The organism is Spongiactinospora rosea (assembly GCF_003315795.1).
GTDB lineage: Bacteria > Actinomycetota > Actinomycetes > Streptosporangiales > Streptosporangiaceae > Spongiactinospora > Spongiactinospora rosea.
Genome location: NZ_QMEY01000026.1, coordinates 1 through 21,192, shown reverse-complemented (window position 1 = coordinate 21,192; position 21,192 = coordinate 1). Strand labels below are relative to the sequence as shown.

Here is a 21,192-nt window from a genome sequence, read left to right as displayed (position 1 = left end):
CAGAGGTTGTTTGAATTTGAACAAGCCTCACTGTAGGGGATTGTTCAAATCTGAACAACAGTAGACTGGCGATGTGACCGAGACCCGATGGCTGGACACAGTGGAGATGGCCGCCTGGCACGCGTTCCTGTTCGCCTATCACCGGCTGGAGAAGCGGATAGAAGAACAGCTCAAGGCCGATGCGGGCCTCACTCATCCGCAGTACGAGATCCTCGTCAAGCTCTCCAGCCTCCCCGATCACCAGATGCGCATGACCGAGCTGGCCAGAGGACTGGTCATCTCCAAGAGCGCGCTGACCTACCAGATCGGCCAGTTGGAGAAGGCGGGCCTGGTACGCCGGACCGACTGCCCGGGCGATGACCGCGGCGTGCTCGCGGTGCTCACCGACGAGGGCATGGAATGCCTGCGCCGGATCGCCCCGGCCCACGTCGAGGTCGTGCGCAAGTACCTCATCGACCGGATCACCCGAGACGAGCTGATCACCCTCACCCGCGCCATGGGCAAGGCCAACCAGGCCATGCAGGCCACCGGCTGACCTTCATCCACCGGTCTGCGGACGCCCTCGGCGCGCGGTCCGGAAGGGAGGTCTTCCCACTTGCGGACTTCAGCGAATCCATCTCGCCACTTACGGTGATGTGGGCAGGAATGTCTGGAGTGGTGAAGTGGGTCGCGCCGACCTGGTGAGGAGCAGCACGATGATCGCCCAGCACAGCCGTCCCGAGTACGCCCCACCCCGCCCCTTCCCCGCCGGCACCCGCTTCTACCTGCGCGGGGTCGAACCCGAACTCCACACGGCCTGGCACCCGCACACCGCCGCCTGGGACGCCTGCGCCCGCGAATGGGCCGACGAACTGCTGGCCGACGTGCCGGACGAAGATCGCAGCCTGCTGGAGACGGTCGTCAGGGACGGAGTGTGGTGGGCCTGTGTGTGCTACCCCGATGCCGAAGAGTCCCGGATGGTCGACGTGCTGCGCGCGGCCATCGCCCACATCGTGCTCGACGACTGCATCTACACCAGCTTTCTCACCGACGGGCGAATGGGCGAACTCCTCGCCGACTTCGCCGCCGCCATGGACGATCCGGCCCCCGACCCGTCCACCTTCATCGGCCGCTTCATGGCCAAGACCTGGCGGGAGATGTCCCGCCGTTCCCCCGACGGCCTGAAGGCCCGCCTGCGCCGCGCCTCCAGCGACTACCTCCGCAGCACGGCCATCGAGGTCGAGGCCCGCGCCTCGGGCAAGAACTTCACCCGCGAGGAATACCTGGACATGCGCGAGGGCAGCATGGCCGCCGACGTCGTGCACTTCCTGGGGGAGTACTCGATCGGCATCGACATGACCGAGGACATGGGCCGCTTACCCCAGATGTTCGACCAGGTCCGCAGGGTCGGCGTCGCCCACTTCGCGTACGTGAACGACCTCTACACCTTCCGCAAGGAATACTGCGACGGCGGCGACTACCAGCACTCCCTGGTCTTCACCAGCGTCACCCACGACGGCCTGACCTTACAAGAATCCATCGACCGGCTCTGCGACCTCATCGAGGAGACCGAACACCTCTACCGCCAGGTCTGCGACCGAATCCTCACCAGCGTCGAGGGCGAACAACGCGACCGCATGATCGCCTACCTCCGCCAAATCGAGTACGGCCTGGCCGGCTCCCGCGAATACTCCCAAACCGCCGCCCGCTACCACGGCCGCGGCTTCTCCCACCTCAACGGCAACCGCTTCGTCCCCTCCCGCACCAGCGGCTGGCTCGAACTCAGCCCGGGCAAGAGCATCTTCCACGACACCCCAGCCTGACCCCCTCCGCCCCCGCACTCAGGACAGGCCGTACCTGCTACTGATCGCCTTGGCCTCCTCAACGGTCACCTGCTCCGGCGTCCGAGCCAAAAACGCCCGAATATCAGCCACCACAGCCTCCCCAGCACTCCGCGACCGCCCCCGATACTGCCCGAACTCCCCATCGAACCGCTTCGCGGCAGGCCCACTCCACACCTTCCCGGAATGAAACTCCCGGAAGGGCCCGTCGATGGCGGTATCGATCTCCTCGATCAGCGGCTCGACGGTCTTCAGAGCGTCGGTCAGTGCGGCATACAGCGGATTGGGCACCATCTCCGTCATCAGTCAGTCCTTGTCCGGGGCACTGGCGTCGGTGATGAGCTTGGGAGCGATGAGCTTCATCATGGCGAGCACATCCGCGGCATTGTCCCGCCCCGCGACACCCATCTCAAGTTGCACATTGAGGAGCGTGCGCCCGCGCACCAGGACGGCGTATGCGTTGTTGCGATCGGTGCCGCGAGCTTTGAAATAGTAGCCTTCTGCGCCGGGTACGATCTGCGGCAGCGGGGTCGCTCCATTGTCGAGCTCTTCCTTCACCAGCCCGCGATACCCGCTCGGCGTGAGCCGGATCTGTAATGCCACCGGTCGCTCGCCATCTCGCTGATAAATCGTACAGCTTCCTATTCTGAAGTCATCGGACAGCTTCTGCTCGAAAGTGCCTCGAACGGGTGGATCTTGGACGCCGACCATCAGTTCTGCCGCCTTCTTTGGCACATGGTCACACAAGTAGGGCGGTGCTGCCACTGTGGGGAGGGGGGTACGGTCGACTTGCTTAGGGGTGCCGCCGCATGCTGAGGCCAGCATGATCGCGCATACAGTGGCAATTGCCGAGAAGTGCCTTCTCATGAAAAATCACACCGTGCGCTTTCAAGATTGTGAATGAGGCGGAGGGCAGGCTAGTCGAACCGGTCGAAGGAGTCGCTGAATCCTTGGCGCAACAGGGTTCTCACGTCAATCCAGTCGCCTCCCGCGCTGCCATCGTTCAACCATCTGTCAAAGGCATCCAGTCGGCGATACATGTCAGTGAAGTTGCCTGCATTCTTGTCCACCATCTCATCCATATTCATGAGAGTCTTTCCGTCGCGGTGGAGAAAATTGTAAGGGCTCAAGCGCGGGTCGTCGCTCTTCTTCATGTCCTGCAGCGAGGCCCAAGGGTGCTCTGATCCCTTGAATAGGCCATGCTTGAGCATGGACTTCGCGGTGAGGTCCTGTGTCAAAACCCAGATTTGATCCGCCGTCGTGTTGGCATCCTTCCGTGCCTTTGTCTCGAAGTCCCCTTCCAGGGCATCCTCTACGATTCCCGTCCAGGCTGCCACTATTCCGGCGCCAACTGGCCAGGCGGCCGTCTGGGGAATCGCAAGGCACGAGTTGACCAGTGCTGAGACCAGCTTCACCTTGCGCTTTTGTGATTCGTCCAGCTCCTTTCCTTGCTCGATCTTGGTAAGTCCGGCCGCTGACGCTATCATCCCGAAGCTCGCGCCAATCGTGTTTCCGTTGGCCTGCAGGAAGTCATTCTTTCCGGTCTCCTTGAGCTTCTTAGCGCCATGGTCGAGCAGTAGATCGGAGAAGGCCGTCTGGGCTGCAATGACGGTGGTGAATGACTTGTCGTTCTTAAATGCCTCTCGCATGACGCTCATCAAGTCTCGCCGATCGAAGTACGCTCCCCAGTTGTCGTGGCCCGGAATGCCCGAATCGTTCTTGCCGTACACACCGACCGATTCGAGGCTGCGCCTACCGGTCGCTGTGCGATCCACGTCGCTGATGTAGTTGGCGAGAATCAGGGCGGTGGTGGCCGGGGGTACTACCGGGAAGCGCTCCTTTTCGATCCGCTGGCCTTCCAGATGGATGAACTCAGAGGTGAACTTTGCGGACCAGTAGCCGCGGGAGGGGTTTTGCGGGGTGCCGGACTGGTCGCGGAAGGTGGTGGTGGCCAGTTCGAGGATTTTGGCGAACTGGGCCTGGGTCTCTTCGGCATGGTCGGTGGTGACCCAGTACTTGAGGGCGGTCGGGTCATTGATGAAGTAGTCCTGGGCCCGGGTCGGGTTCTTGGCGATGATGGTCAGGATGTCATCGACGATCTCGTGGTCTGGGGTAGACCGGTTTCGCGCCCACATGTCGAGGTTCTTCACGGCGCTCATCACGAAAGCATGCGGGAAGGTGCCGTTTCTGAGTGCTTGGGTGAGGCCGCGTACCTCGTTTCGGTTGGCCCAGATATCTGCTGTGAGGGCGTTATGCCAGGTGGGCGGGAGGTTAGGGCTGGCGGTACTGAGGAGTTTGCCGAGAGGGGTGCCGAGTTTTTTCAGCTGTTTGTTGCTGACGGTCTCGCCGAGGGTCTTGCGGTAGGCGGTGGCGCCCAGGGTGGTGAGGAGGGCGAGGGCGAAGGGGGAGTCGTCGGCGTGTTTTTCTAGTTGGGTGAGGGTTTTGGGGTCGACTTCGCCGGACTCGGTGGCCTTGGTGAGGTTGACGATCGCGGCGTACACGTCGGGGTCGTGTTTGGCCTTTTCGTACAGGTTTTCGTCGAAGGCGGCCAGGACGGGGGCGCCGGGGGAAGGGGTGGTGGCCCACTCCGACTGCTGGGACTCGATGGTCTCCTTGCGGCGGCGGAGGTCGGGGCGTTTGGTGGCGATCCAGTTCTGTAACTCGCGCAGGACGGTCAATCGCGATGTTTCGAGGTCGAACTTCTGTAAGGTGCGCCGGATTTGGGGTTCGTTTCGGCCGATGGTGTCCTGGGTGCGGGCGAGGCCCTGTTCGAAGCCTTCCAGCGCGGCGGGGTCGATGCCGGAGAATTCGGCGCTGATTTGTGGCGTGTACCCAGGGGGCCTGGTGGGAGAGGGGCCATCGGCCGGCTGCGGGGGTGGGGATGGCGGTGGTTCGTCCTGCTTGGGTGGTGCCGTCGGCGGGGCTTGTGGAGTGGGCCGGGGCGTGGGGTGAGTCATGAGGACGAGAGGCTCCAGGGGGGTCAGCGGCGGAAGACGATGACACTGGTGCGAGGGTAATTATAGGCTGGTTGCTCGTAAAGATTCGGACTCTGGGGTGTACCGGCATTGTTAATGATGAATCCGGCGCTCCTTTCCGAAATGGGGGGCTGGGGCGGATGGTCAAGGCTGTCGAACGCTCTTGCTCGCTGGCTGTTCGTAGTCGTACGCTCACGATCAGCGATCAGCGAAGGGAGACCACGAGGATGGGCAAGCACAGCGGACCTCCCAAGGACAGGCCGTCCGATCCCCCGCCGGGGCCGCAGCCGGACTCCGACCGGCCGGACCCCGCGACGGGTGGTGAGGAGGAGGGCGACGACGGCGAGGAGTGAACCGTCGGTGGGTGCGGCGGCCGGTGAGGGGGGCCACCGGTCGGCCATACGAGTGAGGTGGGTCGCCGGGTGATGTGACCGGCGAGGTCGGCGATACGGCACGAAAGGCCTCCCGCCAGGGCTTAAAGTAACGGGTGGGAGCGGGCGGACTGGACGAGCGCATGGTGGCGCTGGGACGGCCGGTACGCGCCGCCGCTCTTGCTTGGCCGGAACTGGAGGTGGCATGAGCGCGACCGGCGGAGGTGGTCACGATCCGGCGCGGCTCGCGGTGCTGCGTGGTCCCGTCGAACCGATCGATCACAACGCCCGTACGATCGCCGCCCTCGCCGCCAACCCCGGCTGTGACCGCCGTGCCGTGCTCGACGCGGCCGGTGTCGACAAGGGCCGGACCGTCCGGCATCTCGGGCATCCGCCGCGCTTCGGCCTGTCGCCGTTCGCGATGTTCCGCAACGAGCAGTTCAAGGCCATCGTCAAGGAGGACGGCGGCGCGCACCTGGTCAGGCTGCTCCGCGAGGTGCTGCACCTGACCACCGAGGACGCCGCCTACCAGACCACCGGCGAGGACGCGGGTGACGCGCGCGAGGTACGGCACCGGCGTACCGCCGAGCTGCTGCGTCAGGCCGCCGAAGCGGGGCGGGCCGCCACCCTGCTCGACCGTCCGCTGCTCACGCTCGCCATCGCGGGCCACGACGTCTACCTGGAGCCCGACGTCATCGCCTTCCAGGCGGAGGGGCGCTTCCACGTGGTGGCGATCAAGGCGTTCGCGGTGATCGACGGCCAGGCCGAGACCGCGAAGGTCTCCGCCGCCGCGCGGGAGGCCGCCGTCTACGTCCACGCCATGCGGGCCCTGTTCGCCGATCTCGGTCTCGACCCCGAGCGGGTGTCGCACGACGTCGTGCTGGTCTGCCCGAAGGACTTCGGCAACGTCCCGACGGCCACCCTGGTGGACGTACGCCACCAGCTCCTGGTCCTGGACCGGCAGCTCGGCCGGCTCAAGGGCGTCGATCGCATCCTGGCCGCCCTCCCCGCCGACCTGACCTTCGACCTGGCCAGGCCCGCCGCCGAGGTGGCCGCGGCGCTGGCCGCGGTCGACGCCCGGTACGCCCCCGAGTGCCTGGCCTCCTGCGAGATGGCCGCATTCTGCCGGGCCGAGGCGCACGGGTGCGACTCCCTGGCGGCGCTGGGCCGGGCAGTACGCGACGACTTCGGCGGGGTCGGTTCGGTCGCGGGCGCGATCGGCCTGGCGGAGGGCGGCGTGCTGCCCGAGGCGGACCAGTCGGAGGTCGCCGAACGGCTCCGGCACATCCACAGGATCTATGACGAGGCGGTCGTGTGACCCTGTTCCGCTCTTACCTGAAGGCGCGGGCGCGGCATGAGGGCCGGGCGCGGCCCGCCGCGACCGTCCGGCACGTGCATCTGTCGGACCGGCCGATGGTGTTCGTGCCGCTGCGGATGGCGGGCGAGGCCGCGGCCCCGCTCGGCGCGATGGTCGGGTGCGATCCGGCCGAGCCGCGCCTGCTGGTGGTGCCCCAGCCCCGCGACCGCGGCCTGCGGTTCGCCTTCGCCGCCGAGCTGGCCTCGGTCATGGTCCCCTACATCGAGCGGTACGCCGCCGACAGCGAGGAGATCGAGGCCCGCACCCCGTACCCGAGGTGCCTGGACGCGCCGCAGATCATCGTGCCGAACCGCGGCGCGCTCGCGTTCGTCCGGCTGCTCGGCCGCTCCACCAGGTTCCGCCGCGCGGACGGCCCGTACGCCGTCGACCCGCTGGTCCCCGTGCTCGGCCGCTGGCTCACCTACCTGCACGGACGCGGCGAGTACGCCGGTTCGGCGATGCTGCTGTCCCTGACCGACGCGCTGGCCGCCCACTGGGTCACCGGGCAGAGCGACGCGGAGGACACCGACCCGGCCGCGCTGCTCGGCTGGATCGACCCGCCCGCCGGGATGACCGGCCCCGAGGCGGCGGCCGTGGCCGAGGACCCGCGGCGTTCGCCGCCGCCGGGCCCGGACACCGACCCCGACTTCGACCGGCGGGTGCTCCAGCCGTCGATCGCCGACTACGACGCCTCCGGCTCGGCCGACCGGGTGCGGGCCGCACTGCATGACCAGCTCAGGCCCACCTGGGATCTGGTCTGGCGCGGCGTGTCGCTGCTGCGCGCGCTGCCGGAGGCGCCGAGCGCGGCGCTGCGCTGGGAGCGCGACCGCGCGTCGCTGGCCGGGGAGAGCGCGCGGATCGCCGAGGGCGGCCGGTCGCAGGGCCGGTGGGACACCGCGGTGGCGGCGGCCAGGCGGCTGGCGACGCTGGAGATCGCCCAGCAGACGTACGAGGCGGGCCGGGCGTTCGACGATCCGCTGGTCATGGCCGAGTACCGCGCCGAGGGCGTGGCGTTCGCCGGTGAGGTGGTCGCCGTCGAGCCGGACCGCAAGATCATTCCGCCGGGCGGGAAGCGGCCGGTGGTCCGCCCGCTGGTGACCCTCAAGACCGCGGACCCACTCCGGCTGGCGCCGGGCAAGAAGGTGCTCTCCCCGTCCCGGCCCAAGCAGGCGGGCCAGATCGTCTCCGTCGCCGACGGCACGGTCATCGTCCAGATCAACGGCGGTGTCAAGGACGGCGTGCCCGAGGTCGGGGAGACCGTCTGTTACGCGGACCTGGACCCGTCCGGAGGCCGCCGCCCGCCGCTGCCCGAGCTCGCGGACACCCCGTGGACGCACGGCGGGCCGCCGCAGGAGTACGTCCCGACGGACGCGGACGCCCAGGAGGCGTGGTCGTGACCTCGGCGCGGGCCGCCGCCCAGGCCGTCACGGACGCGATCCTGGACGACTACACCGGCGGCGCCCACCGGGGCGTCGTCGTCGACTCCCCGCCGGGCGCGGGCAAGACGACGCTGGTCGTGGCCACCGCCATGCGGCTCGCCGCGGCCGGCGAGCGCCTGATGATCGTCGCGCAGACCAACGAGCAGGTGGACGACCTGGTGGACAAGCTCGCCGGCAGGTCGCCCGGCCTGTCCATCGGACGCCTGCACGCCGAGGGCTTCGAGCCGCCCGAACGCGTCCTGCGCCACGCCTCCGTCGTACCGGACAACAAGATCGACAAGGTGGAGGGCTGCCAGGTCGTGGTGGCCACCGCCGACAAGTGGGCGTACGTCTCCGGACGCTCCTGGCGGTGGGCGATCGTGGACGAGGCGTACCAGATGCGCTCCGACAAGCTGCTCGCCGTCGCACCGCTGTTCGCGGACGGGCACACGTTGTTCGTGGGCGATCCCGGGCAGCTCGACCCGTTCTCGGTGGTGGAGAGCGAGCGCTGGAGCGGCCTGGCCTGGGATCCGATGCAGAGCGCGGTGGCGGTCACCCAGCGGATCAACGACCTGCCGGTGCACCGGCTGCCGGTGTCGTGGCGGCTGCCCGGCACCGCCGCCCCGGTCGTGGCGCGCGCCTTCTACCCGTTCGCGGGGTTCGCGGCGGGCACCGGGCCGGGGGAGCGGCGGCTTGAGCCCGCGCCGCCCGGCGCGGCGCCCGGTCCGTGGGACGCCACCGTCGAGGAGGCCGCCGCGTACGGCTGGGCGCTGCACGAACTCCCCGCCCGGCACACCGTGCGCACCGACCCCGAGGTGGCCGGGGCGTGCGCCGGGATCGCCGCCCGCCTGCTCGAACGCGGCGTGACCGCCCACGACGAGCACGGCTCGCACCCGGTCACCGCCGACCGGATCGCGATCGGCTGCGCGCACAACGACCAGGTGGCGGCGGTGCGCGCGGCGGGCGTACCGGAGGGCGTCACCGTGGACACGGCCAACCGGCTCCAGGGCCGGGAGTACGACGTCACGATCGTCTGGCACCCGCTGTCCGGGCGACGCGACGCGACCGCGTTCCACCTGGAGTCGGGACGGCTGTGCGTGCTGACCTCCCGGCACCGGCACGCCTGCGTGGTCGTGGCCAGGGCGGGCATCGCCGAGCTGCTGGACGAGCACCCGTCCAGCCCGCAGGTGCGGCTCAACGTACCGATCAAGTTCCCGGACGGCTGGGCGGCGAACCAGACGGTCCTCGCCCACCTGGCCGGGCACCGGGTGGCCGGTCAGCCGACGGCCGGCGGCTCGTACGGCAGGGCGAGCCGTTCGGCCAGGTCGCGCAGGCACTCCTCGTAGACCGGTTCGAGGTCGGTGTAGATGAAGTCGAGCTGGTGCAGGACCTCCATGCACAGCAGGCCGTACAGCCTGATCCAGCAGGACATCATCACGTGCACGACCTCGGGCGGCAGCCGCCACCCGGCCTCGGCCGCGTAGGCGGCCACCTGGTCGCGCAAGGCGGGCGCGAGGTCGTCCGGCACCGGGAACGGGGTGGCCTGCCAGATCTCGGCGATCTCGTCCACGAAGACCTGCTCGAAGTTCTGGCCGGCCAGGAAGCGCGCCGAGCTGGTGCCCGGCCGGTTGGACGGCGGTAGCGGGCTGGCGAACACCATCCCGAACTCCGCCCGGTGGGCGAGCGCCCATTCCCGCATCGCGCGGCAGATGGCGAGCAGCCGCCGGGCGGGGGCGGCCGTCGCGTGGGCGTCGCGGGTGGCCCGCATGGTGTCGGCGAGTTCGCGCAGGAAGTCGGCGGTCATCGCGCCGACCAACTCCTCCAGCCCGGCGAAGTAGTGGTACAGCGCGGGGCCGGTCATGCCCATCTCGCGGGCGACCGCGTTGATCGTCACCGCCTGCTGGCCGCGCTCGATGAGCAGCCTGCGGGCGGTCGCCCGGATCTCCGCGAGCGTCTGCTGCCGGACTCTCTCCCGCCGGCTCTCTGTGCGCGCCGCCATCGCCTCGTTCCCTCTCCTCGGTTCGGTTGACATCCTAGGGCATCTATGTTTCCTTAATGAGTGTAAGCAAATTTAGAGGGGGTTGAGAAATGCTCGACCGACCGCGGCGACGGCCCCGTGACCTGCTGGCCGGAGCCTTCGCGAAGTACCACGCCGAGGGCGTCGTCACCGAGGTGGAGGAGGTCACCGCCACGATGCGGCACATCCGGTTCGTCGCGGACGAGCCGATCGGCCTGCCGTACACGCCGGGGCAGCACGTCCGCGTCCAGATCAACGACCCGTTTTCGCTGTACGGCCTGCTGCGCCCGGTGGAGACCCTGCGCACGTACTCGATCTGGGACTACTCGCCCGCTCGGCGGGCCATCGACCTGCGGGTCCACCTGTACGAGGGGGACGGCATCGGGGTGCGCTGGGCGCGCGAGGCGCGGGTGGGGGATCCGCTCACGTTCTGGGGGCCGCAGGGCGACTTCGTCACGCGGGCCGCGCCGTACCACCTGTTCGTCGGCGAGGAGACCGCGAGCGTGGCCTTCGGGCCCATGATCCGGGGCCTTACGCCTGGGCAGCCGGTGTACGGCGTGCTGGAGAGCGAGGACGCCGGCGACGAGCCGCCGTGTCCCGGGGGGCTGCATCGGGTGTACCGGCGCGGCGCGTCGCCCGTCTCCTCGCGCGTGCTGCTGGACGCTCTCGCCGCGCTCGACCTTCCGGACGAGCCGGGCGCGGCCTATCTGGCGGGCGAAGCGCGTACGTGCCAGTCCGCGCGGGACCACCTGGTGCGTGACCGGGGCTGGCCGCGTACGTCCATCAAGGTCAAGCCGTTCTGGACCCCGGACAAGCGGGGTCTGCACTGACCGGGACCGCAGTGACCGGGACCGCACTGACCTGGAACGGCCGGCGGCGGGCACGGGGGCACCGCCGCCGGTCGGGTCAAGCGACGATCACTGAGCTTGGGGCGCGCTCAGTCTCTCTCTGGGGCGGCGCTCAGTCGGCGCAGATCGCGTAGACGCTGATGCCCACGTCGTTGTAGCCGATCTGGCGGCCGAGGCCGATCCAGCCGCGACCGTCGGGGGTCGGGAAGGAGCCGACCAGGATCGCGCCGTTGCCCTGGGCCTCGGCGCCGCCGCCGAGCACCTTCTTGGTGCCCGGGCAGTACAGGGTGCGGCGCTGGAAGTTGGGGACGTTGGCGTTGGGCAGCGTGACGATCTGGTAGCCGGCCGGCAGCGCGGCCGGGGCGGCCTGCTGGATCTCCGGCGCGGCGGGCGCCGACGTGGCGGCGAACGCGCTCGCCGGGACGGCCGAGGCCACGCATGCGGCGGCGAGGGCGAGGGCGACGCGCGTGGTGCGGTTGAGCTTCACTTTCTGTCTCCCTTTCTACGCCCCTCCTGGCGGTGCTTTTGTTCACCGGCAGCACGAAATACGGCAGTGCGTCAAGTGATTCACGCGTCTGGAGGGGGACGTGATGCTTACACGATGAGTATCCATACGATGACCCTTTGTGTCGAGTACTTTCTGTGTTCGATTGAACGCATAAAGTGAAGAGTTTTCGAGAGATTTCCTCGGGAATTCCCGGCGCCGCCGTGGAATGGGAAACCGCGGCCCAAGAAACGGTACAAAGGGGCGGCTTACCGGCTCTTAATGAGGTTTGGGACAACCCGCCGACGGTAGGCGAAACTCCGAAGGCACCATCGCGGCCGGGCATGGCCGGGCCGCCGATCAGGGCTCTTGAGAGAGTCCGTCGAAATCGGGGGGGAAAATGCGTAGAACCATCGCCGGCCTGGGGCTGATCATCAGTCTCGGGCTCGCCCCAACCGCGGCGCTCGCCGACGCCCCTGCGGCCTCGGTGGCGTACACCCAGGTCTCACCGGCGCCGCAACCGGGTGAAACCGATGAGGGCGGCGGCAACGTCGGCATGTGGGGCCTGCTGGGCCTCGTGGGCCTGCTCGGTCTCCTGGGGCTGCGCAAGCAGCAGCCGCGGGGGCGGGAGCACGTGGGGACCGGGGACATCCGGCACGACCGTCCGTGACGCATGGGGTCCAAAGGGGTATCCCGTCACGACGGGATACCCCATTCCGGGGGTTTTCGGGATTTTGGTTTGGGTGGTGGCTACAGCTTCCGGATTCGCCATAAGCGCGCGGTTCTGTCCGTGCCCGCGGTGGCGACCAGGTCGCGGCGCGGGCTGAACGCCACCGCGCGCACTCTGCCGGTGTGGCCGGTGAGGGTGGCGAGGTGGCGTTTGGAGTAGACGTCTCCCAGCCAGACCCGGGTGTCGGCTCTCCACGGCTCGATGGTCTCGCCCACGCCGTGGACCGCCACGGCGTCGCCGCGCCACCCGAGCTGGAGGTTCTTGTCCTCGCCCGATGGCCCGGCGAAGACGACCCAGGGCTCGGACAGGGGACGGCCGGGGAGTACGGGCCACACGCGTACCGTGCCGTCCGGGCTGCGGGTCACCACGTCGGCGAGGCCGGTGGCGCCGTCGTCGTTGACGATCAGACTCGACGCGGTGACGTCGAACGCCGTGAGGTTCTTCCCGGCCGCGATGTCCGACACCGACACGCTGCGCGGCCCGTGATGAACGCGCATCAGACGGCCCTCCCGCCCGAACAGGACGCGGCTCTTGCCCGGCTCGGGGAACGGCAGGGTGGACGTCCTGCGGGCGCCGGCCACGTTCCACAGCCGTACCGCCGGGTCGTCGGCGTTGGTCGCCAGGATGCGCCCGTCGGGGCTGAAGGTGACGGTCGCCGGGCCGGTGTGCCCGGTGAGGAGGGCGATGAGCGTCCTGTCGCCCATGTCCCAGAGCCGTACCGCCGGGTCGTCGGCGTTGGTGGCCAGGACGCGCCCGTCCGGGCTGAACCTGACGTGCACTGGACCGGCGTGGCCGGTGAGGACGGTGAGCAGCGTCATCGTGGTCATGTCCCACAGGCGTACGGTCCCGTCGAAGCTGCTGGTGGCCAGGATCCGGCCGTCCGGGCTGAACACCACCGACCCGACGTAGTGGGTGTGCCCGGTGAACACGGTCAGCCGCCTGCGGGTCGCCACCTCCCACAGGCCCACGGTCCCGTCGAGGCTGCCGGTGGCGAGGATGCGCCCGTGCGGGCTGAAGGCCACGGCGGCGACCACGTCGGGGTGGGGCAGGACCGCGACCTGCGCCCCCACGGTGGGCGAGGGCGCGGGGCGGGATCTGGGCGCGGCCCCGGCGCGGCGCAGCAGTTCCGGTACGGCGAGCGCGATCCCCGCGCCCAGCGTGCCCGCGACCGCGGCGGTGGCGAGCAGGTCACGGCGGGAGAAACCGGCGGAAGGGCCGGACCGTCGTTCTTCGCCTTCCGCCTCGGCGGTCGCCGGGACATCGGCTGAAGGGGAATCGGCCGCATTCTCGTCATTACCGGGCCGTGCCCCGGCCGTTTCCCCGGCGAATTCATCGCCTGTCGATCCGGATGATTCTTCGGTGGTTTCCCGCGTCGTTTCTCCGGCCGTTTCCCCGATCAGCCGGTAACGGGCCGCCGTCCACGCGGCGACCTCCTCGTCGGGCAGCCCGCACGCCTCGACGAAGGCCACCAGGAGTTCCTTGCGCGGTAATGTGTCCCGCTGCAGCGCCGCGACCAGCGTGTTGTGCGGGAGCACCCGGCCCGCCGCGGCGGCCCGCTGGGCGAGCTGCCGATAACTCAGCCCCGACCAGGCGCGCAACCTGCGCATTTCTGCCACGTATTCCGCGGCCGTCCGCGCCCGCTCAGGCTCCGGCGCTTTGTCATCCACCCGCCGCTACCGCCTTCCCGCAGGCAACCGGGCCGGTCCGCCGTGGTCCGATCCGGTCGACCAAGGCCCATGAGCTGGACGAACACCTCCGAGCAAAGCCGACCATAGCAGACCATGGAAATGTGTTGCCAGGCCAAACCGAGCGGCTGAGACTGGGGCACCGACGGGCCGCGGACCGAATTTAGAGCAGGGCTCACAATTCCCGTGGCCGGTCCTTCGGAAAAATCCAACCGGAAAGAAGGGGAAGCCATGAGGAAAGCGCTGAGCACAATCGGCGCAGGGACGGCTTTGCTGGCCGGGGCGATTTTTCTCGCCCCAACGCCCGCGCAGGCCGCGCAATGGTATGCGGGCGGATACTACTCGACGTACGCCTCCTGTGATGCCGCCGGCGACGAGATGAAGGCGGAAGGCGCTGCCTGGTCCACCGACTGCCGGAAGAAGGGAAGCCGCTGGCAACTCTGGTACTACCGATGACCGCCTTGCCATCGAAGTCCGGCGTACTACCGGGGGTCAGAGTGAACCTTTTTCAACCTCAGGTTCCCAGGTCAAAGGCGGTATGCGAGATGCCGTATCCGCTTGACCAGGCGTCCTGCCGCGGCATCAGGCCCGGCCCGAGCCCGACGGAGACGCCCCTGACCTGGTCCAAGCGACCGGTTGAAAAAGGTTCAGTACATCCGATGATTCGAATGGCGGTCAGCCCGCCGAGCCGCGGGGGCGCGCGGTGAGCTGAGCGAGTCGCCCGCCGTGCGGTGGGCGGGCTCGTTCTGCGGCGCGGGGTCTCGGCGGCTCGGTGCAGGTGAGCCGCCGGGGCCTTCGTCGCCGCGTACAGGGCGCACGGGGGTGCGCCGGCAAGGACGGCCCGGCTGCGCGTCTGGTGGTGCGCGCGCAGCCGGGCGACCTTTCGACCTTTCTTCTGCCGGGAGCGCGGCCCCGCCCGCTCCTGGCCGACACCAGACCCGGCCCGGCAGGGCAGGCGGCGATGACCTCCACCCGGACGCCGCCGCCCGCCGAGGCCGCCCATGCCACCGCGGGGTGTGTCCCCCGTCTGTCCCACACGCCCGCGGTGGACCTGACCCGGCGGGCCGGTCGCGGAGACCGGCCCGCCGGTGGTCAGGCGGCCCTGTTGGCGGTCCAGCGCTGGGACGGCTGGGTCGTTGCGCACGTGGCGAGGACGAGCCTGGTACCGCCGCCGGTGCCCGCGCCCTCGGACTGCGCGCACAGGCCCGCCGCGACCGACCTGACCTGGTAGGTCAGGCCCGAGATCACCGGGAACGTCCACTGCTGGGCGGCCGCCCCGGTGCAGGTCGTCTGCACGAGCTTGGTGCCCGGCGCGGTCACGCCGCCCAGCGGGGTCAGGCACTTGAGGCTGTGCAGGCTGCTCAGCGTGAAGCCCGTACCGGCGGGCGTCAGCTTCCACTGCTGGTTGCCCTGGCCGTTGGCGGGCCACTGGACGATCTCGGCGCCGTCGTTGTCGTTGAACGCGAACAGGTCCATCGCCTGGTTGGGCCCGGAGGAGTCGATCACGTCGTTGGTGAGCATCAGCACCGCGCCCGCCTCGGGCTGCCCGGCCGGGTCGGGGCCCGTGTTGGTGGTGACGGTGAGCGGCTGGGAGCTGACCGACGTACGTGTGACGCCGCCGTACGTGACGCGCTGGCGGACGGTGTAGGTCGCGGTGGTGCTGGGCGGCAGGCCCGTCACGCGCGCGGTGGTCTGCCAGCCGGGCACGGTCGCGGCGACCGACCCGTTGCGCAGGATCTGGTGGTCCACCGTGTACCCGGAGCCGGTGGGCAGCATGCTCGGCAGGAAGCCGAACGCGATCGAGGTCGCCTCCACGTCGGCGGCGCGCAGCAGTTGCGGCGGCAGCGGCGGGATCGTCGTCATTGCCGGTACGGCGGCACCCGGCTCCAGGTACCGGCTGTGCAGCGCGGCGTTGAAGTGGGCCGGCAGGTAGGAGCCCTGCGGGACGATCGCGAAGTAGTCGTCCCTACCGCAGTCGAGCAGCCGCACCGCCAGCGGGTCGGGACACGCCACGGTGCCGGTGTTCTGGCACAGCGTCTCGTTGCCGTCGGTGCAGTGCCCGCCGCCGTCGGCGTGCGGCGCGAACGGGAGCAGGCCGCCGAGGGTGTGCGCCACCTCGTGTGTCATGGTGTGCCCGGAGAAGCAGGAGGGCTGGAACGTGATCCAGAACGTCTTGCTGTTGTGCAGGTTGCCGGTGCCGAACGAGTCGTCGTTGCCGACGCCGTCGTTCTCCGCGCCCGCGCAGTTGAGGCGGTGGTTCTCGGCGAGGATCACGTAGATCCGCTGCGGGGTGTCGTACCCCATGGTCTTGAGCAGGTTGACGAAGGTGCCGCTGTTGGTCGATCCGGCGGGCACCGCGACCGAGGAGATGACCGGCTGGCATCCGGTGGCCCCGGTCAGGAAGCGCAACCAGCGCTGCGCCCCGTCCCGCCGGGCGCTGTCGTTGATGTTCTGCTGCGCGGTCCAGGCGGCGGCCCGCATGACCGGCTCACGCTCGGCGAACCGGTTCGACCCCGGCTCGTAGGTGTACAGGAGCTGCACCCGGTGACCGCTGGTCCCGTCACCCGCACACTGAACGGGCGGCGCCGCCGCCACCCCGCCCGGCACGGCCACGGCCGGGGTCACGGGTAACGCGGCCAATCCTCCTGCTGCCAGCACGACGGCCATCACCCATTGACGAATTCGCATACTCACCGCTTTCTGCGCGCATGACTTTCCCCGGCGAAGCGTAATCGTCGGCGCCGGGAGGCTCAATCGCATGAAAAAGGGGGGTTGAGCCGCGATTTCGTGGAGATACGGGGTGGGACGCCGACGGCCCTCGGCTCTGGGGAGCCGAGGGCCGGGGCGGTGGCCGGGACCTATCGGGCCCGGTTGTGCAAGGCGGTCAGAAGCCCAGCCGCCAGTTCTGGTACTCGCCCCGGTTGCAACCGTGGGCGTAGACCGAGCCGCCGTTGGTGTCCAGGCACTTGTTGGTGCGGATGTTCTCGAACTGGACCCGGTTCCCGTTATGGTAGAGCCGCCACTTCTGCCAGGAGTTCGGGTCCTGGCAGGGGAGGGTGTAGACGTCCTTCCCGTTGGTGTCCAGACACCGTCCGGTGGCGACGTTCCGGATTCTGTTCGAGCCCGGCTGGTACTGCTGGACCACCCACTTCTGGTTCGCCCCGTGGTTGCAGCCGAGCGGGTAAACGTGGCCGGCGCTGTTGCTGTCCAGGCACTTGCCGGTCTTCCAGTGGCGAATGAGCGTGCCGTTCGCGGCGTTGGCGGGCGCGGCGGCCAGGGTGGTCGCCAGGACGGCTCCGGCGAGCAGCGGCAAAAGCGTGAGAGCGCCGATCTCGGCCCGGCGTGGGCGCAAAGGGTTCTTTTTCCTGGTCATATGTTGCTTTCCTCCGTGGCTGTCGGCCGATTCGGGCACGCGGCTGCGGCGCCGAACGCCAGAGGACGGTATGCTTCGTCACCGATCAATGCCCATACCGTTTTCTGTCCAATGTCTGACCGTTTCTGTTAGAAGCCTGGCCGGAGGCTGTGTAAGAAATCCGTGTGCCGGAGTGCCGCTCGCGGCCGGTGCGGCCGCCGCGTTAGGGTGATCGTTGGAGGCGCGTGGGTTCCTGGTGGTCCTCCTGGCCTTCAAAGCCATGGGGCGGCGCTCCGCGTCGCCGGCGGGTTCGATTCCCGTTCGCCTCCGCCACCGAGGAGGTGCGGGAGGGTGCCACATCGTGCAGGTGATCGCGACCGCTGGTCATGTGGACCACGGGAAGTCCACGCTCGTGCGGGCACTGACCGGCATGGAGCCGGACCGCTGGGCCGAGGAGCGCCGCCGGGGGATGACCATCGACCTCGGGTTCGCCTGGACCACCCTGACCTCCGGCAGGCGGGTCGCCTTCGTGGACGTACCGGGGCACGCCAGGTTCGTCACCAACATGCTGGCCGGGCTGGGACCGGTGCCCGCCGTGATGTTCGTGCTCGCGGCCGACCAGGGCTGGCAGGCCCAGTCGCAGGAGCACTGGGAGGCGATCCGCGCGCTCGGCGTGGAGCACGGGCTGCTGGTGGTCACCCGCTGCGACCTGATGGACCCGGGGCCCGCCCTGGCCGAGGCCCGCGAGCACGTCGGGTGGCCCGCGGTCACGGTGAGCGGGAGTACCGGGCAGGGGCTCGACGGGCTGCGGGCGGCGCTCGACCGGCTGACCGGCGCGCTGCCCGCGCCCGACGCCGCCGCGCCCGTCCGCCTGTGGATCGACCGGGCGTTCACCATCAGGGGCGCGGGGACGGTCGTCACCGGCACGCTGGCGGCGGGCACCCTGCGGACGGGGGATCGGCTGCTACTTGAAGGCGAACCGGTGCGGGTCAGGGGATTGCAGGCGCTGGGGGAGCAGGCGGCGCAGGTCGCGGCGACCGCCCGCGTCGCGGTCAACCTGCGCGGCGTGGAACGGGACCGGGCGGCCAGGGGCATGTCACTGCTCACGCCGGACGCCTGGCTCCCGGCCGACGTCGTCGACGTACGCCTGGACACCGGCGACCCCCCGGACCCCGGTCCGCGGGAGGCGGTGCTGCACATCGGGTCGGCGTCCGTGGCCGCGCGGGTGCGGCCGCTGGGCCCGGGGACGGCACGGCTGACGCTGGCGCGGACGCTGCCGCTGCGGGTCGGGGACCGGGCGCTGCTGCGCGCCCCGGGCCGCCCGATCGTGGGGGTGCGGGTGCTCGACGTACGCCCCGCGCCGCTCCGCCGTACCGGCGCGGCCAAGGCCAGGGCCGCCGAGCTGGCCCCCTTCGCCGCCCTGGCCGCCCCCGTGCCCGATGCCGCCACGCTGCTGCGCTGGCGCGGCATGGCACAAGAGGCAGAACTGGCCGCGATGGGCGGCGACGCCCTCCCCGCCCCGGTCGCGGACGGCTGGCTGATCGACCCTGGCAGGTGGGCGGAGCTGGCCGACCGGCTCGCCGCGCTGGCCGCCGCCCAGCCGGGCGTCCCCGTGGACGCGGCCCGCACCGCGCTCGCGCTCCCCACGCGCGGCCTGGTCGAGGCCCTGGCCAGGTCGCGCCCGCCGCTGAGCGTCGCCGACGGCCGGATCGACGCGGGCGGCGGCCTGCCGGAGCCGGTGCTGGCGGCGGTCGGACGGCTGCGCGCCGAACTGGCCGCCGCGCCGTACCGGGCCCCCGAGGCCGCCCGCCTGACCGAACTCGGCCTCACCGCCCGCGTGGTCGGGGCGGCGGCGCGGGCCGGGCTGCTGCTGCGCCTGACCGGCGGGGTGGTGCTCCCGGCGGGCGCGGACACCGCGGCGGCGCGGAAGCTGGCCGAGCTGGGCCGGCCGTTCACCGCGGCGGACGCCCGTACCGCGCTCGGCACCACCCGCCGCGTGGTGATCCCGCTGCTGGAACACCTCGACGCGCGCGGCCTCACCCGCCGCCTGGACGACCGGCTGCGCGTGGTCGCGGCCCCCTGATCAGGTCGATCAGCCGATGCCGAAGCGCGGCACCGGCAGGTCCTCGGTGGCCACGTGCACGATGTGCGGCTCGGTGAACAGGTCGATGCTGTGCCTGCCGCCCTCCCGGCCGAGCCCGCTGGACTTGATCCCGCCGAACGGCGTGCGCAGGTCGCGCACGTTCTGGGAGTTGATCCAGAGCATTCCGGCCTCGATGGAGTGCGCCACCCGGTGCGCCCTGCGCAGGTCGTTGGTCCACACGTACGCGGCCAGCCCGTACTGCGTCGCGTTGGCCAGCTCGATCGCCTCGGCCTCGCCGTCGAACGGCGTGACGCAGACCACCGGCCCGAAGATCTCCTCCTGGAAGATCCGCATCGTGGGCGTGACGTCGGCGAACACGGTCGCCGACAGGAAGTTGCCGTCGGGCAGCCCCTCGGGACGCGCGCCCCCGGCCACCAGCCGTGCGCCCTCCTCCATGCCTGAGCGGACATATCCCATGACCCGCTCGTAGTGGTCGGGGTGGATCAGCGCGCCGAGTTCGGTGGCGGGGTCGGCGGGCGGGCCGACCCTGACCTTGGCCGCCCGCTCGGCCAGCCGGTTCACGAACTCCGCGTACCGTGACCTTTCCACCAGCACCCGGGAACTGGCCGTGCAGCGCTCGCCGTTCAGCGAGAACACCCCGAACACCGCCGCGTCCAGCGCCCGTTCAAGGTCGGCGTCCTCGAACACCACCAGCGGCGACTTGCCGCCCAGCTCCATCGACAGGGTCTTCAGGTGGGCGGCGGCCGACCGCATGATGGTCTGCCCGGTCGTGGTCTCGCCGGTGAAGGAGATGACCGGTACGTCGGGGTGCGCGACCAGCGCCGCCCCGGCCGTCTCACCGATGCCGTGGACCAGGTTGAACACCCCGGTGGGCAGCCCGCCCTCCTCCATGATCTCCGGGAGCAGGCTCGCCGACAGCGGGGACCACTCGGCGGGCTTGAGCACCACCGGGCAACCGGCCGCCAGCGCGGGGGCGAGCTTCCAGGTCTCCAGCATGAACGGGGTGTTCCAGGGGGTGATCAGCCCGGCCACGCCGACCGGTTTGCGCACGACGTAGTTGAGCTGGGCGGAGCCGACCCGGTAGACGTCCTCGCCGAGGTCGCTGATCACGTCGGCGAAGAACCGGAAGTTCTGGGCGGCCCGTTTGGCCTGGCCACGGGCCTGGGTGATGGGCAGGCCGGTGTCGGCGCACTCGACCTCGGCGATCATCTCGTCGCGCGACTCGATGGCGGCGGCGATGCCGCGCAGGATCACCGCCCGCTGCTCGCCGGTCATCCGCGGCCACGGCCCGTCGGTGAACGCCTTGCGCGCCGCCCGCACCGCGGCGTCGATGTCGGCCGCCTCGCCCGCGGCCACGGTCAGTGAGACCTGGTTGGTGGCCGGCTCGATCGCATGGAAGGTCGCGCCGGAGGCGCTGGGCACGTGGGCCCCGTCGATGTAGTGCTCCAGTTTCAACCTGCGATCTCCTTGCTCTGAGCCAGCAGCTCCTCGATCCGCCGGACACCGGCGTCGGTCGGGGGGATGAGCGGCGGCCGTACGTGTGCGGAGGCGATCAGGCCGCGCTGGTGCAGGACCCATTTGGCGGGTGCGGGGTTGGTCTCGACGAAGAGCAGGTCGACCAGGGGGTGCAGGGCGTAGTGCAGGTCCAGGGCGGTGGTGTGGTCGCCGGTGGTGTAGGCGGTGTACATGCGGGCCACGGTGGCGGGGGCGAGGTTGGCGGCGGCGGAGACGAAGCCGGCGCCGCCGATGGCCAGCAGGGGCAGGCACAGGAGTTCGATGCCGGACCACATGAGGAAGTCGCGGCCGCACAGGTGCAGGACGCGGGAGAAGTGTTCGAAGTCCTTGGTGGTCTCTTTGATGCCGATGATGTTGTCGTGGGCGTGGCGCAGGCGGGCGACGGTTTGGGGGTGGATGTCGACGGCGGTGCGGGAGGGGACGTTGTAGATGACGATGGGCAGGTGGGGGAATTCGCCGGCGATGGTGGCGTACCAGCGGTAGAGGGCTTCTTGGGTGGGGCGGGCGTAGTAGGGG

General features: G+C 70.0%; 20 protein-coding genes and 1 tRNA gene. 11 read left to right on the top strand and 10 right to left on the bottom strand.

Annotated features, from left to right (window positions below):
- Positions 1–73: 73 nt before the first annotated feature.
- Together DP939_RS37195 and DP939_RS37190 are read left to right on the top strand one after the other, a co-directional pair.
- Entirely contained in the window at positions 74–535 is a 462-nt protein-coding gene (locus tag DP939_RS37195; protein WP_113985534.1) for a MarR family winged helix-turn-helix transcriptional regulator, read from the top strand.
- A 160-nt stretch (positions 536–695) separates the two neighbouring features.
- Entirely contained in the window at positions 696–1,802 is a 1,107-nt protein-coding gene (locus DP939_RS37190; protein ID WP_113985533.1) for a terpene synthase family protein, read from the top strand.
- Between the two features lie 18 nt (positions 1,803–1,820).
- Here DP939_RS37190 and DP939_RS37185 read toward each other — a convergent pair whose 3' ends face one another.
- The 3 genes from DP939_RS37185 to DP939_RS37175 all read right to left on the bottom strand — a co-directional run bounded on the left by DP939_RS37185 (position 1,821) and on the right by DP939_RS37175 (position 4,777).
- Positions 1,821–2,123, bottom strand: a complete 303-nt coding sequence (locus DP939_RS37185; RefSeq protein WP_113985532.1) for a hypothetical protein — start codon at positions 2,121–2,123, stop codon at positions 1,821–1,823.
- A 3-nt stretch (positions 2,124–2,126) separates the two neighbouring features.
- Entirely contained in the window at positions 2,127–2,555 is a 429-nt protein-coding gene (locus tag DP939_RS37180; protein ID WP_147268280.1) for a hypothetical protein, read from the bottom strand.
- A gap of 182 nt (positions 2,556–2,737) precedes the next feature.
- Entirely contained in the window at positions 2,738–4,777 is a 2,040-nt protein-coding gene (locus DP939_RS37175; protein ID WP_147268279.1) for a DUF6571 family protein, read from the bottom strand.
- Positions 4,778–5,022: 245 nt separating this feature from the next.
- Between DP939_RS37175 and DP939_RS48940 the strand changes: the two genes are divergently transcribed.
- The 4 genes from DP939_RS48940 (at position 5,023) to DP939_RS37160 (ending at position 9,287) form a co-directional block, all read left to right on the top strand.
- On the top strand, positions 5,023–5,148 hold the full coding sequence (locus DP939_RS48940; protein WP_263972372.1) for a hypothetical protein: 126 nt from the start codon (positions 5,023–5,025) through the stop codon (positions 5,146–5,148).
- Between the two features lie 223 nt (positions 5,149–5,371).
- On the top strand, positions 5,372–6,484 hold the full coding sequence (locus DP939_RS37170; RefSeq protein WP_113985529.1) for a hypothetical protein: 1,113 nt from the start codon (positions 5,372–5,374) through the stop codon (positions 6,482–6,484).
- The gene (locus DP939_RS37165; RefSeq protein ID WP_113985528.1) at positions 6,481–7,920 is read left to right on the top strand and encodes a hypothetical protein; all 1,440 of its coding nucleotides are present in this window, start codon (positions 6,481–6,483) and stop codon (positions 7,918–7,920) included. Before DP939_RS37170 ends, DP939_RS37165 begins: the two co-directional genes overlap by 4 nt.
- Positions 7,917–9,287 (top strand): AAA domain-containing protein, encoded by a 1,371-nt coding sequence (locus DP939_RS37160; RefSeq protein WP_199565665.1) that lies wholly within the window; start codon positions 7,917–7,919, stop codon positions 9,285–9,287. Before DP939_RS37165 ends, DP939_RS37160 begins: the two co-directional genes overlap by 4 nt.
- Here DP939_RS37160 and DP939_RS37155 read toward each other — a convergent pair.
- On the bottom strand, positions 9,218–9,940 hold the full coding sequence (locus tag DP939_RS37155) for a TetR/AcrR family transcriptional regulator (RefSeq protein WP_113985526.1): 723 nt from the start codon (positions 9,938–9,940) through the stop codon (positions 9,218–9,220). The genes DP939_RS37160 and DP939_RS37155 overlap by 70 nt on opposite strands.
- A gap of 89 nt (positions 9,941–10,029) precedes the next feature.
- On the opposite strand from DP939_RS37155, the gene DP939_RS37150 reads away from it, so the two are divergent.
- On the top strand, positions 10,030–10,788 hold the full coding sequence (locus tag DP939_RS37150) for a siderophore-interacting protein (protein ID WP_113985525.1): 759 nt from the start codon (positions 10,030–10,032) through the stop codon (positions 10,786–10,788).
- A gap of 130 nt (positions 10,789–10,918) precedes the next feature.
- Here DP939_RS37150 and DP939_RS37145 read toward each other — a convergent pair whose 3' ends face one another.
- Entirely contained in the window at positions 10,919–11,293 is a 375-nt protein-coding gene (locus DP939_RS37145) for a hypothetical protein (RefSeq protein WP_113985524.1), read from the bottom strand.
- Positions 11,294–11,690: 397 nt separating this feature from the next.
- On the opposite strand from DP939_RS37145, the gene DP939_RS37140 reads away from it, so the two are divergent.
- Positions 11,691–11,960 (top strand): WGxxGxxG family protein, encoded by a 270-nt coding sequence (locus DP939_RS37140; protein ID WP_113985523.1) that lies wholly within the window; start codon positions 11,691–11,693, stop codon positions 11,958–11,960.
- Positions 11,961–12,040: 80 nt separating this feature from the next.
- Here the strand turns inward: DP939_RS37140 and DP939_RS37135 are convergent, their stop codons facing one another.
- On the bottom strand, positions 12,041–13,687 hold the full coding sequence (locus tag DP939_RS37135) for a WD40 repeat domain-containing protein (protein ID WP_147268278.1): 1,647 nt from the start codon (positions 13,685–13,687) through the stop codon (positions 12,041–12,043).
- 249 nt (positions 13,688–13,936) lie between these two features.
- Here DP939_RS37135 and DP939_RS37130 point away from each other — a divergent pair, with 249 nt between their 5' ends.
- Positions 13,937–14,161 carry a hypothetical protein gene (locus DP939_RS37130; protein WP_113985521.1) on the top strand — a complete coding sequence of 75 codons (225 nt, stop codon included), beginning with the start codon at positions 13,937–13,939 and terminating at the stop codon, positions 14,159–14,161.
- Between the two features lie 636 nt (positions 14,162–14,797).
- Here the strand turns inward: DP939_RS37130 and DP939_RS37125 are convergent.
- Both DP939_RS37125 and DP939_RS37120 read right to left on the bottom strand, forming a co-directional pair.
- A complete protein-coding gene (locus DP939_RS37125) occupies positions 14,798–16,345 on the bottom strand; it encodes an RICIN domain-containing protein (protein WP_158578917.1) in 1,548 nt (515 codons plus the stop codon).
- Between the two features lie 244 nt (positions 16,346–16,589).
- Positions 16,590–17,078: an RICIN domain-containing protein gene (locus tag DP939_RS37120; protein WP_113985519.1), complete on the bottom strand. Its 489-nt coding sequence runs from the start codon at positions 17,076–17,078 to the stop codon at positions 16,590–16,592.
- A gap of 216 nt (positions 17,079–17,294) precedes the next feature.
- Between DP939_RS37120 and DP939_RS37115 the strand changes: the two genes are divergently transcribed.
- Both DP939_RS37115 and selB read left to right on the top strand, forming a co-directional pair.
- Positions 17,295–17,390 (top strand) — tRNA-Sec (locus DP939_RS37115).
- Positions 17,391–17,418: 28 nt separating this feature from the next.
- Entirely contained in the window at positions 17,419–19,140 is a 1,722-nt protein-coding gene (gene selB / locus DP939_RS37110; protein WP_113985518.1) for a selenocysteine-specific translation elongation factor, read from the top strand.
- A gap of 9 nt (positions 19,141–19,149) precedes the next feature.
- Here the strand turns inward: selB and hpaE are convergent, their stop codons facing one another.
- Together hpaE and DP939_RS37100 are read right to left on the bottom strand one after the other, a co-directional pair.
- The gene (hpaE, locus tag DP939_RS37105; protein ID WP_113985517.1) at positions 19,150–20,616 is read right to left on the bottom strand and encodes a 5-carboxymethyl-2-hydroxymuconate semialdehyde dehydrogenase; all 1,467 of its coding nucleotides are present in this window, start codon (positions 20,614–20,616) and stop codon (positions 19,150–19,152) included.
- On the bottom strand, positions 20,613–21,192 hold a 580-nt coding region (locus DP939_RS37100; RefSeq protein WP_199565664.1), incomplete at its 5' end, for a dihydrodipicolinate synthase family protein. The genes hpaE and DP939_RS37100, both read right to left, overlap by 4 nt.